Here is a 16,815-nt window from a genome sequence, read left to right as displayed (position 1 = left end):
CTAATTAAAAATTCTCGTATAGATATGGTGCAAGATATGCATCAGGATCATAGCACAGAAAGCAAGCTCTTGACGGATTGCCGCACATCTTGTCAACCTGCTTGTCGCTTAAGTGATAAGTATGCATCAGGTAGTTACGTACAGCCTGGAACCAAGTGCGATGGTCGCAACGAGTCAGGTCAATGTGGATAAACCATTTTAGTCCGAATCCACGTGGCGAGCGAAAGAGCAGCAGCGTCTCGAACATCGGGTCGTTGATAAGCAACTCGAACAGTTTCTCCACGCGTTCGCAAAGGTAGTCGAGGTCTATACACAGTACGCTAGAATGCTGAACGAGCGACGTATCGCTGCAATAGCTGAATATGCCAGATGGTGTCACGTAGTCAAGGTGCTGGCCCTTGTACTGTCGTGCCTTGTCGTCGTCGGTGATGGCTCTAAGCTCACGCGTCTCGGGTAAGTATCTGCGCGTGTGTACATACTGATAAACTTGGAATAGTGATACCGGCTCGGCAGTCGGCCACTTGTTCGTAATCGGCTTCGTAAAGAAGCTCATCCGCGCATCGGCAGCATTCCAGCTGCTAGCGGATTGTGGGGTGTTATTTTTATCCATCATACTATTCTTATATTTTTATGTATGAGGTTTACCCACTCGCACAAACGGACTTCGGTATAGTGGTTACGCTTTCACCTTATCCGTCCCCGTGGCCCGTGCTCGGTTCATGCCCCAGGTGTCGATATCTGAGTGCGAAATTACGATGTTTTTCTGATACAGACAAAATAGAAAATGCCAACTTAATCGTCAGGAGATTAAGTTGGCAGAATTGTAATGGCAAATTGTAATCAAGTTGTGACTAAATCGCTTTTTTTATATCATTCTTTGAAATTGTAGTGTCAATCAACAAACCGAGATTTACGAGCCTGATTTTCAAAGCCTCAAGCGAGACACCCATATGGCGTGCTACAGGAGCCACTACATTTTGAAAATCCTTATCCCAATAGGGTTTACTACTAACTTGCATGGGCTCTACCTCTTGTCGATTGAACCATTTATGCCAATATAGGTTGTATAGCAAAGTAACTATCTCGCGAGGTATAAGCATACATGATGCAAAATAGTCGGCTTGTACTTCGAGCCAGTGTTTTTCCCAAATGTCGCTGCATGCCTCACCTGCAAGTTTGGCATCACGCTCCAAAAATTCACGGAATCTTGGGTCAGAATGGAGTTTGTGATGACCGTATTCATGCGCCATTGAGAAACGATCGCGTGGTTCGCCTTTCTTGTGTTTGTTGCTAAGTTTTATTTGTTTCGTGTGCATATTAATTTGGCCAAGTTGGCGCTGTTTTGACAAATCTGTATGCGTCACTATCAGTTTGTCTTGTTCTGCATATTTATAAGGATCAAAGATGCAAAAAGGAATCTTGCTGTTTACGTCGCAGCGTTCCAGCATCGCTTTATATTTTATAACATCGTTTGCAATAATCTGTGAAACTACATCCTCAATCAATTCATGAGTTAATACTGGTGCGTATACATAACCAGGGTTATTGACAGGAATACCGTTTCTTTGTAGAAAATCCGTTAATGAGGTGGTCGTGTAACTTCCATCTTGTATAACTAAAGGTACTGTCATGGGGACTCTGCCGCTTAGCATGTCTTGTTCGTATTTGCGAACAGAGCTGCCACATTCCATTCTTGGCGTGAGAATGTCATTATCAGAAACTTCATGTTTAGGATTCACGCGAATCAGCTGCACATCCCGTACTTCAGCGACACTCTTGATGCGCTCATTGAATCCAGAAGTAGAGGCGATGACTACTTTTATTTTCTTGTCTGTTAGAAATTGCCCCGCCTTTGATGTGATATCCAGTTCTGTTATCTTTCCTTCAATGCATTCAATAATCATAATGCGAGAAGGTTTTTCCTTTTCTTTAAACTGTTCTGATGCGTATGTTTCTATAGATAATGAAGATTGGTACCCACTGTACGACTTGCCATAGCATATTTTGGCGTACTGATCTGTGGCCACTCTTTTTTCGACAAACTCCTGCATACGAGATTCTACCGTGTCGGGGCAAGCCTCAGGTTCGCTATCTGGTATCGGTTCATCGAATAACTGTTCTAATTCTTTTACAATCTTTCCGTTGTCACTATCTTCTGAATAGGTACTTATTTTATCTAACTTCAGATTCAACAGACAATGGTCCATACTATTCTTAAGTTGGGTTTGCGTTTTATGCTTACTAAACTCCTTTGGATGAATACATACAATGAGTCCAGCGAACTCTTTTCGTGTAAGCCTCTTTTTTAATACACATATGTATTGGCTGTATATATTCACACAATCCCAAAGCCCAGTGTTTTTTTTCTGAGCTACCCAAGGACCTATTCTGTTTTTTATTTTCCAAATCCAATCCTCATCTATTTGCCCCTGTTCGAAGCAATTTCTATAATCATTTATAGTCATATTTGTTATTGATTTATGTTGGTTGGCATATTGTATGCTTTCCAAATAATTTTGGCTACAAAATTACACAAAAAAACGCAACAAAACAAATTTTATTTCACTTTTTTCATTGGAGTATCGATATTTATGGTAATTTTCGTTTAAATGTGGCTAAATTTGAAGACACAGGGGGAATCCTGTGCCTTTTTTTGTGAAAAACTTGCTGAAAGTTTTGTTGTTACAGAAATTATAACTACCTTTGCCATCGGTTCGGAGGAGAAATACCGGGCCAATAAAGAAGCATTTGCTATTATTTCGCGTTAAGCCAATATGCCTAGGAAACAAATTGGGATAAGAAACGCTCTGAAGTAATAGAGATTGTGGGTATAGGAATCTATGCTCACATTCTGCCATAATTGTAGCAATGCATCAACGCAATAGGCGTGGTGCATTCTTATATGGCAGGATGGGGCCCAATTCCTAGGCATACCCCAGCTTAACGCATAAGGAGCATCACGCTTTCTTTATGCGCAAAAGTGATTGATAGTCAGATGCCAGTAATGACTAAGAAACTATCAATCGATAATGGCTAACAATAGTAATTTAGGAGCGGCCAAGGCTGCTAAAAATGATGAATTTTACACGCAGTATGCGGATATTCAGAAGGAGATTAATGCCTATCTGGAATACAATCCTGATACATTTCGGAACAAAACTGTCTTACTGCCCTGCGATGATCCAGAATGGAGTAACTTTACAAGATTCTTTGCACAGAACTTTGAGCGGCTGGGGTTGAAACGACTCATCAGTACCAGCTATGCTGTGGAGAGTAAGAAGTATAAGAACTATCAACCATCGCTTTTTGAGACAGAGAGCCCGATGTTTGATATTGACAAGACTCGAATCAAGGGAAAAATATTCGAGTTGACGCATGATACCAATCAGAATGGACGAATAGATATTGACGACCTGGAGTGGAACTATCTTGAGGGAGATGGTGACTTCCGCAGTAAAGAGGTCTGCAAGTTGAGAGATGAGGCGGACATCATTGTCACAAATCCGCCATTCTCGCTGTTTAGAGAGTTTGTGACATGGATTGTCGATGCAGGAAAACAATATCTCATAATTGGGAATATCAATGCAACACATTATAAAGATATTTTTCCCCTGATTAGAGATAATAAGATGTGGCTGGGAAGTTCGTATTTTAATGGTGGAGCTGCATTCTTTATAGCTGACGCCTCCTTATATGACCCTAGCAAAATGTCGAATCAGAAAAACGCTTTTTTTCAAAACGGACAATTTCTTTGGAGGGTGAATGGAGTAAGATGGTTTACTAATCTTGACCATGGCCGACGTCATGAACCATTGAGACTAATGACGATGAAAGATAATCTTCGCTACGGAAAAAATAAAACACTGAGGGAACGTGGATATGTACACTACGATAACTATGATGCTATTGACATTCCTTCAATAGAATGTATTCCCTCCGATTATCAAGGTGATATGGGAGTCCCTGATTCCATTTTGGAAAAGTACTGTCCTGAACAATTTGAGATTATCGGACTTGGAGCAGGCGACCTTGCTAAAGAAATTGGTATTACCAAAAATTATCGGGGACGTTCTGATTTGGCCTTTACCGACCCTCTAACAAACAAACCTTCATGTCCCTATTCAAGAATATTAATCCGTAAAAAACAATAACAGATATGAAACCTACACTTATTACAGATTGGACCATTGGTGACATTTGCAAAGGATTCCAGTACAACGAATATGAAGGAAAGGGCCTTTATGGCCTTTCGGGCAGACTGACTATTCAGCCTGAGTTTCAGCGCCATTACCTCTATGCAGAAAATGGTGGCAAAAAAGAAGTTGATGTCATCCAGTCAGTACGCAATGGATATCCCTTGGGGTTGATATATTTCTCAAAAGTAGGCGATGATCGTTACGAAGTACTTGACGGTCAGCAACGCATTACATCATTAGGCCGTTTTATCACAGAGAAGTTTGCTTGGATAGATGCCGACGGACGGCCTTGGTACTTTACTTCGTTGAATCCAGAGGAACAAACGAAGTTCTTGAATACCAAACTTCTAATCTATGTGTGCGAGGGTACGGAGAAGGAAATCAAAGACTGGTTCCGAACCATCAACATTGTAGGCATTCCGCTAAACACGCAAGAAACACTCAACGCTGTCTATTCGGGCCCGTTTGTAACCTTGGCAAAGGAAGAATTTAGCAATTCTAATAATACGAGCATTAACAAATGGAGCTGTTTTATTCCAGGCACGGCCAAGCGCCAGGACTATCTCGCAGCTGCACTCGAATGGGTGAGCCGTGGCAACGTAGAAGATTATATGTCGGCTCATCGTTACGACACAAATATAATAGAGCTCAAAGCCTATTTTACGTCGGTCATCGACTGGATTACATCCGTTTTCGATTTCACTCCAGAAAAGGAAATGTGTGGTTTGAAATGGGGCGAACTTTATGAACGTTTCCATAAAACCGCCTACAATCCAACTATGATTGCTGCAAAGGTAAAGGAACTCTACGAGAGTTTTTATGTGAAAGACAGGAAAGGAATCTATGAGTATGTGCTTGATGGTTGCCAAAACACCAAACTGCTGAACGTGCGAGTATTCGACGAACCAACGAAAAAAGCTGTATATGCTCAGCAAACGAAAGCTGCTAAAGAAAAAGGGGAGAGCAACTGTCCGCTTTGTGCTATTGGTCACGATGCAAATCATACCAAGATCTGGGACTTGAAAGACATGGATGCCGACCATGTGACAGCATGGAGTAAGGTGGGGCTACTGATATTAGTAACTGTCAAATGCTCTGCAAAACTCATAACAGAGCAAAAGGAAATAGATAATAATACAAAACATGGTACGAGGTAAAGTTATAACTACGCATCTGCGCACAGGCGATCCTAACGGAATTCGCACGGTGTTCATCAGCAATAAGATTTGTGAGATGATTGTATTTCCTAAGTCTGAATTCGACATGGTTTGCCAATTAGAGGAAAGCTCACGTCCAGCTCTGTATATTCTATTAGGCGAGGATGAGAATGGGGCTGCTCAAGCATATATTGGCGAAACCACAAACGGAGTGAAACGCATTAACAATCACAAAAGCCACAAGCTGTTTTGGAACAAATGCCTGATGTTTGTAGCCAAGGATGAGAGCATTAACAAAGCCGATGTTCAGTACCTTGAGCGTAGAGCCATCGACCTTGCAACTGACTGTGCCCAATATGGAGTAATGAATGAGCAATCAGGTAAGGAGATATCGTTATCAAACTATCAGATTGACATTATGGAGGAGTTCTTTGATGATGTACGACTATTGGCATCGTTTATCGGGTGTCCTATCTTTGAGAAACAGGAAAAAAGCAACACTATACTTGGTAACAATCTGTTTCATATTACCGTACGCGAGTGCAACGCTCACGGCATATTTAATGAAAACGACCACTCAATACGAATACTGAAAGGTAGTTTGCTTCCACAAAGTACAGTACCTTCGTACAGAGATGGCGAAAAGCGCAATGCCATCATAGCAGCCATGTCAAAACCTACTAAAGATGGATTCTGGGAATTGCAGCGCGACTATGTTGTTTCAAGCCCTAGCACAGCAGCTAGTTATTGTAGTGGTCGTAGTTGCAATGGATGGATAAACTGGGTAAACGATAAAGGGCAGACGTTAGATGAATTATATCGCAGCGAATAATTCTATCCTAGAATGATAAGTAGACAAGAATGCATTGATAGGATCCTGGCGAATGCAAAAACGATTATTGATATTATCAAAGATTATGCCCCTCAAAAATGGAACAAGCTTGCCTAATAGATTACTTATAGCAAAAAAATAACGGGATTCTTTTGGAGTCTCGCTATTTTTTTGTACTTTTGCGGCGAACTTATATAAGAATACAAATTATTGCTCAAATTTTCTACCGGACTTTAACCTCGAAAAGAATAGAGCATAATTCATAATTGTAGAGCTGCGCTTATTTCTTCCCAGAATGAGCGACAGCATAAAGTTGAGTTTATTAACAATTACATAATATACGTATGAGACCTACAACAACCAACTGGGAAACCGGCGAAATCGTAACTCTTCAGCGCATCGACAAAATGCTGAAGAAAAATCGCACGACTGCATATAAGGAGTTGGTTTCTTCGCGCTACATATGTATTCGCGAAGCATCAAACGACCAACGAGGCATATTAGTAAAGGTTTTGGGGAAAATACCCGCAAGATACTTAAATATTGTGGGTGGTAAGCCTTTTGTAAAAGACGACACAGAAGAACTGTTCTACGACACCCACTACTATAGTTTCCCTTTTCCTAAAGCCAACGAGGTAGAAGAGGTTTTAAGTATTATACGCAATAACCCGGAACTGAAAAAGCAGTTCGAATCAATATCAATGCATATCAACACCGAGGCCACATTCTGGGTAAGAGAAACAACACGTAATCTTTTGTTTACAAAGCAACTACAATATTTTGATGCAAAATCTTGTCATACCTGTAAGGCTATAGAAAACAAAGCACGCTACCGACTATCGATAGTGTACTACTATAATTCCGAATTAGTTTGGTGATTTATTATTCTTCGAGTAAAGCTTGGCAGCCGCGGAGGACGTCTTGCCAGGTGGCTTCGAAGTTGCCGGTGTACCATGGATCGGCAACATCCTTATCGTAGAGTAGGGGGCGGATTTTTCCCTCGGGGTCGCCACCGGCTATACGGGTCATATTACGAAGATTGGCTGAGTCCATGCCTATCAGCAGGTCGTAACGCTGATAGTCGGCGCGGGTCATCTGGCGGGCTGCGTGTCCGTTGCAGCTGATGCCGTGCTCGGCCAGCTTGCGGCGTGCGGGTGGATATACGGGATTGCCAATCTCCTCGGTAGAAGTTGCAGCTGACGCGATCATGTACTGATCGGTCAGCTGCGCCTGTTCTACTAAGTATTTCATCACGTACTCTGCCATCGGACTGCGGCAGATGTTACCGTGACAAACGAAAAGAATCTTCTTCATCATTTATCCGTTCATCGACAGGAGGAACTCCTCGTTAGTGCGGGTGGTTACCAAGCGATCGCGAACGGTGCTCATGGCCTCGATAGGATTCATATCGGCAATGAACTTACGCATAATCCACATGCGGTTAAGTGTGGTATCATCAAGCAGCAGATCGTCGCGGCGTGTTGAAGACAGCACGATATCGATAGCTGGGAAGATGCGCTTGTTGGCCAGCGAGCGGTTAAGCTGGATTTCAGAGTTACCTGTACCCTTGAACTCCTCGAAGATAACCTCGTCCATCTTAGAACCGGTATCAACCAGAGCGGTAGCAATGATGGTGAGCGAACCGCCACCCTCGATGTTACGAGCGGCTCCGAAGAAACGCTTTGGCTTCTGCAGGGCGTTGCTATCCACACCACCGGTAAGGATTTTACCTGAGGTTGGTGCTACGGTGTTATAGGCACGAGCCAGACGGGTGATTGAGTCGAGGAAGATAACTACATCGTGACCACACTCTACCATACGCTTGGCCTTTTCGAGCACGATACCGGCAATCTTTACGTGGCGCTCGGCAGGCTCGTCGAAGGTTGAGGCTATCACCTCGGCATTTACGGTGCGGGCCATGTCGGTAACCTCCTCAGGGCGCTCGTCGATGAGCAGCATCATGATATAAGCCTCGGGGTGGTTGGCGGCAATGGCATTGGCGATATCCTTCATGAGCACGGTTTTACCGGTCTTAGGCTGAGCCACAATCAGGGCACGCTGACCTTTACCGATTGGCGAGAAGAGATCGACAATACGAACCGATGGGTTGGTAGTGGCGCGATCGCCGCAAAGGGTGAACTTCTCCTCGGGGAACAGTGGTGTAAGGTGCTCGAAGGCTACACGGTTGCGAACCTCATCTGGGTGGCGACCGTTAATACTGCGAACATCGGTCATGGCAAAGAACTTCTCGCCTTCGTGTGGTGGACGAACGGTGCACTCTACCACGTCGCCAGTCTTCAAACCATAGCGCTTAATCTGCTGGGGCGATACATATACATCGTCGGGCGACGACAGATAGTTATAATCGCTCGAACGCAGGAATCCGTAACCATCGGTAAGAATCTCCAATACGCCGTTAGCATCAATCAAGTCGGCAAAGTCGTAGCGTGGCTGTGAGCTGGGCACGGCATTGCGATTAAGAACGGGCTGCTCGGGAGTAGCAACGGGCACTACCGGACGGTCGAACATATCGAGTGTAGGTATAGCGCTCTGGTCCTCGATGGGGATATCAAGAATGGTAATAAAGTCGGTACCATCGCCTGGGTCGCCCATCCATACACCGTTCTCGTCAACCTCATCGGTCATGGGGTCGGGGGCAGCCTCCTGCTCTTCGGGTGCCTGCTCTGTCTCGGCCGCGGGCTCATACTCGGGCTCGGGGGCAGCAACCTTAGTGGCAGCCATTTTTTCGCGTAGCTGCTCGATGGCATTAGGTGCTACCTCGTCGTCGGCATCATCGGCACCAACGGCAAACTGGGCAGCTTCGGGCACTACAAAATCCTCGGCCTCGGCAGCGGCTTTAGCAGCGGCAGCCTCGATGGCAGCACGTGCAGCAGCCTCGATGGCCTCTTTCTCGGCCTTGCTCTTACGGCCGCGCTTCTTAGGTTTAGGTGCTTCTTCGGCTGGAGCCTCCTCGGCAGCGGGGGTAGCAGGCATATCGGCAAACAGCTGTGGCTGCTCAACCTTTTTGCGGGTGCGATTACTCTTAGAGTCGAGATTCTCGCCGTCCTCGCCATTTACAGTATAAACCTTGCTAGTATCTTTCTTGGCAATGCGTGTGCGCTTGCGCTTTGGTGAGTCGTCGGCGGCAGAGGCGCTCTGTTCGGCAGCCTTGTCGAGTATGGCATACACCACGTCAGTAAGCTGGTCGTCGGGCGACACCTTAATACCAAGCTCGTCGGCAATACCCACAAGCTGGGGTATGTCCATAGATTCTAATTCTTCTTTTGTATACATACAATATGTACTTAAATTACATTTATGATTCTGAAAAGATTTTGTGGAAATGCTTCACGAACGGAAGCACTGATTAGAAAAATCGTTGCAAAGGTAAGCATATTTTTGTGAACCACCAAATAATTTCGAAAAAATTTTGTATTGCTCTCGACTTTTCGTATCTTTGCACCCAAAATTGATATAACTTATGGAAATTAAGAAAGCCGAATTTACATTAAGCGCTCCGATGGAGTCGATGTGTCCGAAGGATACCAAACCCGAATACGCCTTTATTGGTCGTTCAAACGTGGGTAAGTCGAGCCTGATAAACATGCTTACCGGCAAGAAGAATCTGGCAAAAACCAGTGCTACTCCCGGTAAAACGCTGCTCATTAACCACTTTATAATTAATAACGAGTGGTATCTGGTAGATTTGCCCGGCTATGGTTTTGCCAAGCGCTCGAAGAAAGAGGTGCAGAAGCTGGAGCAGATGATTAACGGCTACATACTGCAGCGCGAGCAGCTGGTAAATGTATTTCTGCTGATTGACATACGCCTGGAGGCCCAGAAGATAGATCTGGAGTTTATGGAGTGGATGGGAACCAGCAGCGTGCCATTTGCCATTATTTTTACCAAGGCCGACAAGCTGAGCGCCAGCAAGGTGCTTCAGAACCTGAATGCCTACAAGAAGGTGCTGAGCGAAACATGGGAGGAGCTGCCCCCAATTTTTGTGACCTCATCGGAAAAGAAACAGGGCCGCGACGAGGTGCTGGACTACATTGAACAAATTAATAAAGGATTGAAGGAATAATGGCTAAAGAAAATCCATACTTAGACGTGCAGCACCTGACGAAGTCGTTTGGATCGTTGGTGCTGTTTCGCGATTTAAGCTTTTCGATAGCCGAAGGACAAAAGGTTGGACTGATAGCCAAGAATGGTACCGGTAAGAGTACGCTGCTATCTATCCTGAGCGGTAAAGAGGGTTACGACGAGGGCGAGATTATCTTCCGTCGCGACCTGCGTGTGGGCATGCTGGAGCAGAGTCCGGCATTCGACCCTAATGAGAGTGTGCTGGATGCGTGCTTCAATCATCAGGGCGACCCTGAGAAGGTGCTGAAAGCCAAGCAGGTGCTGACACAGTTGAAGATTCGCGACCTGGAGCAGCCTATGCGCCAGCTGAGCGGAGGTCAGCAAAAGCGCGTGGCACTGGCTAACGTGCTGATTACCGATCCCGACCTGCTGATACTTGATGAGCCTACCAACCATCTGGACTTGGAGATGATTGAGTGGCTGGAGGGCTACCTGAACCGTGGCAACAAAACACTGCTGATGGTGACACACGACCGATTCTTCCTGGACCGCGTGTGCTCGGTAATCCTGGAACTCGACGATCAGACCGTATATACCTATCGCGGCAACTATAGCTACTACTTAGAGAAACGTCAGGAGCGTATCGACAACCGTCGTGCCGAGATAGCACGCGCCAACAACCTGTATCGCACCGAGTTGGAGTGGATGCGCCGCATGCCTCAGGCCCGCGGCCATAAAGCCCGCTACCGCGAAGAAGCTTTCTACGAACTTGAGAAGATAGCCAAACAGCGCATAGAGGAGCGACAGGTTCGCTTGAAATCACGCAACGTATATATCGGTTCCAAAATCTTTGAGTGCCAGTATGTATCGAAGGCCTTTGAGCGCCCCGATGCCGAACCGCTGACGATACTCAAGGACTTTTATTATAACTTCTCGCGCTTCGAGAAGATGGGTATCGTGGGCAATAACGGTACAGGCAAATCTACCTTCATAAAAATGCTGTTAGGTCAGGTGGCACCCGATAGCGGAAAGTTTGATATCGGCGACACCGTACGCTTCGGCTATTTCTCGCAGGAAGGTCTGCATTTTGATGATACACAGAAGGTTATAGATGTAGTAAAGGATATTGCCGAATATATTGACATGGGTGGCGGTAAGCACTTAACTGCCTCACAGTTTCTGCAGCACTTTATGTTCACACCCGAACAGCAGCACAACTACGTGTATAAGTTGAGCGGTGGCGAACGTCGCAAGCTGTACCTGTGTACGGTGCTGATGAAGAACCCCAACTTCCTGGTGCTCGACGAGCCCACGAACGACCTGGACATCGTAACACTACAGATTCTGGAAGAATACCTTCAGGACTTCCCCGGTTGCGTGATTGTAGTAAGTCACGACCGCTACTTTATGGATAAGGTGGTTGACCATCTGCTGGTATTTAAAGGCATGGGCGACATCAAGGATTTCCCAGGCAACTACACCCAGTATCGCGAATGGGAGAAACTGCAGCCCAACGAGCCCAAAAGCGCCCGATCGGGCGCTGGAAAAGATTCCAGGGAAGCTAGAAGTTCTAGCCCTGCAAGTTCTTCTAGCTCCACAGCTGGCGATGTCGCCAGCAGCGGTAAGCGAAAGCTTACCTACAAGGAGAAACGCGAACTGGAACAGCTGGAAAAGGACATCGAGGCACTCGAGACTGAGAAGAAACAGATAGAAGAAGCCCTTTGTGGTGGTACCACATCGGTTGAAGAAATAACAACAATGAGCAAGCGTCTGCCCGTGCTTAACGACGAACTCGACGAGAAGAGCATGCGCTGGCTGGAACTGTCGGAGATATGATACAACAACAATACCCATCGCAACTACTCGAGAAAGCCGTACAGGAGTTCTCGAAACTGCCTGGCATCGGCAGGAAAACCGCCCTGCGCCTGGTGCTCTGGATGCTGCGTCAGGACGATAGCGACGTGTCACAGTTTACTGCGGCAGTAAACGAGCTGAAGAGTGGCGTAAAGTACTGTAAAGTGTGCCACAATATCAGCGATACCGACATCTGTCCCATCTGCGCCGACCATCGCCGCGACCAAACAACGGTATGCGTGGTTGAGAACATACAGGATGTGATGGCCATCGAGAACACCCAGCAGTTCAACGGCTTGTACCACGTATTAGGCGGTGTGATATCGCCCATGGACGGCATGGGGCCTGCCGACATCGAGATCGACTCGCTGATACAACGCGTGACCGAAGGCACGGTACAGGAGGTGATATTAGCCCTGAGTCCAACCATGGAGGGCGACACCACCAATTTCTACATCTACCGCAAGCTGGCCCCCATAGGCATAAAGGTAAGCGTGATAGCCCGAGGCATAGCCGTGGGCAACGAACTGGAGTATGCCGACGAGGTTACACTGGGCCGATCGATTACTAACCGAACATTGTTTGAAGAAAAATAGGAATATATGAAAGAAACAAGAAATCATTTGATGACCATTCTGGTTTTTGCCGTAGTGTTTGCACTGGGCATTGTGGTACTGTTTGAAACCGATACCATGACTGCAGGTTTATATGCAGGCGAAACACAATCGGAGTTTTTCTGGACAGCCTTTATGGAGCTGCTCACACTGGGCTGCGTGTTTCTGGGCTTACGCCTGTTTAAGTTTAATAATATACATGCCGAACTGGTAAGCAAAAAGCATCATGCCTTAAGCAAGTGGGGCACCCTGCGCCTGGTAATGATACTGGCGCCCATGGTTGCTAATACCTATTTATATTATTTATATATGAACACCACTTTTGGTTATATGGCCATCATCGGTTTGCTGTGCCTGCCATTTGTGTTCCCAACCCTGAGCCGCTGCGAGGCCGAGGTTGAAGACGATAAATAATATCACCACCAAAAGAAATATATGAAGCTATCGGTTATTATCGTAAACTACAATGTACGCCCGTACCTTACGGCTTGTCTTGATAGTGTACAGCGTGCTCTCGAGGGTATCGAGAGCGAGGTGTTTGTGGTAGATAACCATAGCGACGACGATAGTGTAGAGGTCGTAAGTCGCGACTACGCGTGGGTACACCTTATTAATAATAGAGATAACTTAGGTTTCTCGAAGGCCAACAACATAGCCATCCGTCAGGCTCAGGGCGAGTACATTCTGCTGCTGAACCCCGACACCGTAGTGGCCGAAGACACGCTGAAAGGCGTTATCGACTTTATGGACCAGCATCCCAAGGCGGGTGGGGCAGGCGTTAGAATGCACAATGCCGATGGCACCCTGGCACCCGAGAGTCGACGCGCCATACCTACACCCTTTGTAGCTGCCCGCAAAATGTTAGGCTTTACCAAGCGCTACTATATGAGTTACCTGTCGTGGGATGCACCTGCACAGATCGAAGTGGTGAGCGGCGCCTTTATGCTGCTGCGCCACAAGGCCATCTACGAGGTAGGCATGCTGGACGAGGACTTTTTTATGTATGGCGAGGATATCGACCTGTCGTATCGCCTGCTTCAGGGCGGATGGCAGAACTGGTATCTGCCTTACGACATCGTACATTACAAAGGACAATCGACTAGCAAGTCGGATTTCCGCTATGTACATGTATTCTATCAGGCCATGCTGATATTCTTCCGCAAGCATTACAGTCACCTCAGTTTCTTTTTTTCGCTGCCGGTTAAAGTGGCCATCTACTTCCGCGCCTCGCTGGCATTAGTTGATATCGTACGTAAAAAACTGCATTTAGGATGAAACAGATAACACTGCGCGCCATCGAGCCCGAGGATCTCGATCTGCTGTATCGTATAGAAAACGATGTAGAGCTTTGGAACGTGGGCAACACCAATGTGCCATACTCACGCTACCTGCTACACGATTATGTGGCTAACTGCAAAAACGACATCTATACCGACCGCCAGGTGCGTATGATGGTTGAAAACCAGGCAGGCGAGGTAGTAGGCGTGGCCGATCTGGTAAATTTCGATCCGGCAAACTGTCGCGCCGAGGTGGGACTGATAGTACTTAACAGCTATCGCCGTCAGGGATATGGTACTGCCATGCTACATGCTTTGGCCGATTACGCCCAGCGCATTTTGCATCTTCATCAGCTTTACGCCTACGTGGATTGTGAGAATAAAGCATCGCTTTGCCTGTTCGAAAAAGCAGGTTATAAAGTGTGTGCAAAAATAGGCGATTGGCTGTTCGATGGAGCAAAATATCGCGATTCTGTGCTAATTCAGTACGTATTTCAGAAAAAATGCGATTAAATCGCAAAAAAATCGCCAAAAAGTTTTGGTAGTTCCAAAAATATCACTACCTTTGCACCCGCAAATAAGAAAAAGCGTTCTTTGGTGCGTTAGTTCAGTAGGTTAGAATGCCTGCCTGTCACGCAGGAGGTCACGAGTTCGAATCTCGTACGCACCGCTTAAAAGTTTTTTTTCATTCGTTCCATAGTAATGGTGCGTTAGTTCAGTAGGTTAGAATGCCTGCCTGTCACGCAGGAGGTCACGAGTTCGAATCTCGTACGCACCGCAGAGGTCCATCAAGATGTGAATCTTGGTGGATTTTTGTTTTATATTAGCTTGTGTAAGTTTTTAAAAAGATTTTTGGGCAAAACGTTTGTAGATTCAGATTTTTGTTGTAATTTTGCAGCCGAATTTGAATCAAAGACGACAAAACGACAAAACAGTATATGTGTGGAATCGTAGGATACATCGGGAATAAGGAAGCTTATCCCATACTAATTAAAGGCTTGCGCCGTCTGGAATATCGTGGTTACGATAGCGCTGGCGTAGCTTTGATTAACGACAATGGCGACTTGAATGTTTACAAGTCGAAAGGAAAAGTCGACAACCTTTGTGAATACTGCAACGACAAGAACGTAAGCGGCACTATAGGTATAGCGCACACGCGTTGGGCCACCCATGGCGAGCCATCGTCGCGTAACGCACACCCTCATTATTCAGAAAGCAAGAACTTAGCCATCATTCACAACGGTATTATCGAAAACTATGCCGAGCTGAAGGAGAAACTGCAGCAGAAGGGCGTACACTTTGTATCGGATACCGACACCGAGGTGCTGGTTCAGCTCATAGAATATATTAAGGAACATAAGAATCTCGACTTGCTCACGGCAGTACAGGTTGCCTTGTATCAGGTGATTGGTGCTTATGCCATCGCCGTTCTCGACAAGCGTGATGCCGACCAGATTATCTGCGCCCGCAAACAGAGTCCGTTGGTTGTAGGTATCGGCGAAGATGAGTTCTTCCTCGGTTCAGATGCCAGTCCTATCGTAGAATACACCGACAAGGTGGTTTATTTGGAGGATGGTAACATTGCCGTTATCCGTCGCGGTCAGGATCTGCACGTGGTAAATATCCAGGGTGAAGATCAGGAGCTGGCCGTTAAGACCGTTGATATCGACCTGGGCCAGATTGAGAAGGGTGGTTACCCACACTTCATGCTGAAGGAGATTTTTGAGCAGCCTGAGTGCCTGACCAACTGTATGCGCGGACGTGTAAACGTTGAGGCCGACCATGTAACCCTGTCGGCACTGATCGATTACCGTCGACAGTTGCTCGACGCCAAGCGCGTGGTAATCGTAGCTTGCGGTACCTCATGGCACGCCGGTTTGATTGGCAAGCAGATTATCGAGAGCTTGTGCCGTATTCCAGTAGAAGTGGAGTACGCATCTGAGTTCCGCTATCGCAACCCAGTAGTTGGCAAAGGCGACGTAGTAATCGCCATCAGCCAGAGCGGTGAGACCGCCGACACACTGGCAGCCGTACAGTTAGCAAAAGAAAAAGGCGCATTTATATATGGTGTATGTAACGCCATCGGTTCTTCTATTCCACGTGCTACCGACACAGGTACTTACATCCACGTAGGTCCTGAGATTGGTGTGGCATCAACCAAGGCATTTACCGGACAGGTAACCGTGCTCACAATGATTGCCCTGGCACTCTCAGAGGCAAAGGGAACCGTAAAGCGTGAAGAATATCTGAAGATAGTAAAAGGTCTGAGCGAGATACCCATGAAGATTCGCGAGGTGCTGCAGACAAACGATAAGGTAGCCGACCTGGCCCGCACGTTTACCTATGCACACAACTTCCTGTATCTGGGTCGCGGATTCTCATACCCAGTAGCACTCGAAGGCGCCTTGAAACTGAAAGAAATTTCGTACATCCACGCTGAGGGTTATCCCGCAGCCGAGATGAAGCACGGTCCTATCGCCCTGATTGACTCTGATATGCCTGTAGTTGTTATCGCCACCCATAACGCGATGTACGAGAAGGTATTATCGAACATTCAGGAGATAAAAGCCCGTCAGGGTAGGGTGATTGCGCTCGTATCGAAGGGCGACGACACTATTTCGAAAATTGCCGACGAGGTGATTGAGCTTCCCGACGTGCTTGAGTGTTTGGAACCGTTGGTTGCAACGATTCCTCTGCAGTTGTTGGCTTATCACGTTGCCGTTTGCAAAGGTAAGAACGTTGACCAGCCAAGAAACTTAGCAAAATCGGTGACAGTTGAATGATATTTGAGGCGATTCGTTT

General features: G+C 46.4%; 14 protein-coding genes, 2 tRNA genes and 2 pseudogenes. 14 read left to right on the top strand and 4 right to left on the bottom strand.

Annotation, left to right across the window (positions count from 1 at the left end; genetic code table 11):
* Nucleotides 1-4 precede the first annotated feature (4 nt).
* Together BLU97_RS06180 and BLU97_RS06175 are read right to left on the bottom strand one after the other, a co-directional pair.
* Complete coding sequence (locus BLU97_RS06180) at nucleotides 5-613, bottom strand: BT4734/BF3469 family protein (protein WP_081352893.1); 609 nt, start codon at nucleotides 611-613, stop codon at nucleotides 5-7.
* A gap of 238 nt (nucleotides 614-851) precedes the next feature.
* A complete protein-coding gene (locus tag BLU97_RS06175) occupies nucleotides 852-2,465 on the bottom strand; it encodes an ImmA/IrrE family metallo-endopeptidase (protein WP_074760715.1) in 1,614 nt (537 codons plus the stop codon).
* Nucleotides 2,466-2,621: 156 nt separating this feature from the next.
* On the opposite strand from BLU97_RS06175, the gene BLU97_RS15965 reads away from it, so the two are divergent.
* The 5 genes and pseudogenes from BLU97_RS15965 (at nucleotide 2,622) to BLU97_RS06155 (ending at nucleotide 7,063) form a co-directional block, all read left to right on the top strand.
* On the top strand, nucleotides 2,622-2,768 hold the full coding sequence (locus tag BLU97_RS15965; RefSeq protein ID WP_175456315.1) for a hypothetical protein: 147 nt from the start codon (nucleotides 2,622-2,624) through the stop codon (nucleotides 2,766-2,768).
* Between the two features lie 261 nt (nucleotides 2,769-3,029).
* Nucleotides 3,030-4,151 carry an adenine-specific methyltransferase EcoRI family protein gene (locus BLU97_RS06170; RefSeq protein ID WP_074760714.1) on the top strand — a complete coding sequence of 374 codons (1,122 nt, stop codon included), beginning with the start codon at nucleotides 3,030-3,032 and terminating at the stop codon, nucleotides 4,149-4,151.
* A 5-nt stretch (nucleotides 4,152-4,156) separates the two neighbouring features.
* A pseudogene (locus BLU97_RS16425) lies at nucleotides 4,157-4,591 on the top strand (DUF262 domain-containing protein); the annotation flags it as partial.
* 748 nt (nucleotides 4,592-5,339) lie between these two features.
* Nucleotides 5,340-6,185, top strand: a complete 846-nt coding sequence (locus tag BLU97_RS06160) for a GIY-YIG nuclease family protein (protein ID WP_074760713.1) — start codon at nucleotides 5,340-5,342, stop codon at nucleotides 6,183-6,185.
* A gap of 344 nt (nucleotides 6,186-6,529) precedes the next feature.
* Nucleotides 6,530-7,063 (top strand): hypothetical protein, encoded by a 534-nt coding sequence (locus BLU97_RS06155; RefSeq protein WP_074760712.1) that lies wholly within the window; start codon nucleotides 6,530-6,532, stop codon nucleotides 7,061-7,063.
* A 4-nt stretch (nucleotides 7,064-7,067) separates the two neighbouring features.
* Here the strand turns inward: BLU97_RS06155 and BLU97_RS06150 are convergent, their stop codons facing one another.
* Both BLU97_RS06150 and rho read right to left on the bottom strand, forming a co-directional pair.
* Entirely contained in the window at nucleotides 7,068-7,499 is a 432-nt protein-coding gene (locus BLU97_RS06150; RefSeq protein ID WP_074760948.1) for a low molecular weight protein-tyrosine-phosphatase, read from the bottom strand.
* Nucleotides 7,500-7,502: 3 nt separating this feature from the next.
* Nucleotides 7,503-9,479, bottom strand: coding sequence for a transcription termination factor Rho (gene rho / locus BLU97_RS06145; RefSeq protein WP_074760711.1), 1,977 nt, complete (start codon nucleotides 9,477-9,479; stop codon nucleotides 7,503-7,505).
* A 187-nt stretch (nucleotides 9,480-9,666) separates the two neighbouring features.
* On the opposite strand from rho, the gene yihA reads away from it, so the two are divergent.
* The 9 genes and pseudogenes from yihA to glmS all read left to right on the top strand — a co-directional run bounded on the left by yihA (nucleotide 9,667) and on the right by glmS (nucleotide 16,796).
* Entirely contained in the window at nucleotides 9,667-10,269 is a 603-nt protein-coding gene (gene yihA, locus BLU97_RS06140; protein WP_013062991.1) for a ribosome biogenesis GTP-binding protein YihA/YsxC, read from the top strand.
* Nucleotides 10,269-12,104 (top strand): ribosomal protection-like ABC-F family protein, encoded by a 1,836-nt coding sequence (gene abc-f, locus BLU97_RS06135; RefSeq protein WP_074760710.1) that lies wholly within the window; start codon nucleotides 10,269-10,271, stop codon nucleotides 12,102-12,104. The genes yihA and abc-f overlap by 1 nt, the downstream gene beginning before the upstream one ends.
* On the top strand, nucleotides 12,101-12,718 hold the full coding sequence (recR, locus tag BLU97_RS06130; RefSeq protein WP_074760709.1) for a recombination mediator RecR: 618 nt from the start codon (nucleotides 12,101-12,103) through the stop codon (nucleotides 12,716-12,718). Before abc-f ends, recR begins: the two co-directional genes overlap by 4 nt.
* Nucleotides 12,719-12,724: 6 nt before the next feature.
* Entirely contained in the window at nucleotides 12,725-13,150 is a 426-nt protein-coding gene (locus tag BLU97_RS06125; RefSeq protein ID WP_074760708.1) for a hypothetical protein, read from the top strand.
* 21 nt (nucleotides 13,151-13,171) lie between these two features.
* Nucleotides 13,172-13,996 (top strand): annotated as a pseudogene (locus BLU97_RS06120) (glycosyltransferase family 2 protein); the annotation flags it as partial.
* 11 nt (nucleotides 13,997-14,007) lie between these two features.
* A complete protein-coding gene (locus tag BLU97_RS06115) occupies nucleotides 14,008-14,526 on the top strand; it encodes a GNAT family N-acetyltransferase (RefSeq protein ID WP_074760706.1) in 519 nt (172 codons plus the stop codon).
* Nucleotides 14,527-14,609: 83 nt separating this feature from the next.
* Nucleotides 14,610-14,683 (top strand) — tRNA-Asp (locus tag BLU97_RS06110).
* Between the two features lie 34 nt (nucleotides 14,684-14,717).
* Nucleotides 14,718-14,791: transfer RNA gene (locus BLU97_RS06105), tRNA-Asp, on the top strand.
* Between the two features lie 160 nt (nucleotides 14,792-14,951).
* On the top strand, nucleotides 14,952-16,796 hold the full coding sequence (glmS, locus tag BLU97_RS06100) for a glutamine--fructose-6-phosphate transaminase (isomerizing) (protein WP_074760705.1): 1,845 nt from the start codon (nucleotides 14,952-14,954) through the stop codon (nucleotides 16,794-16,796).
* The last annotated feature ends 19 nt before the right edge of the window (nucleotides 16,797-16,815 follow it).

Source organism: Xylanibacter ruminicola (assembly GCF_900107775.1).
Taxonomy (GTDB): Bacteria; Bacteroidota; Bacteroidia; order Bacteroidales; family Bacteroidaceae; genus Prevotella; species Prevotella ruminicola_C.
The sequence above is the reverse complement of the archived record's forward strand: the minus strand, read 5'-3'. Positions and strand labels throughout refer to the sequence as shown.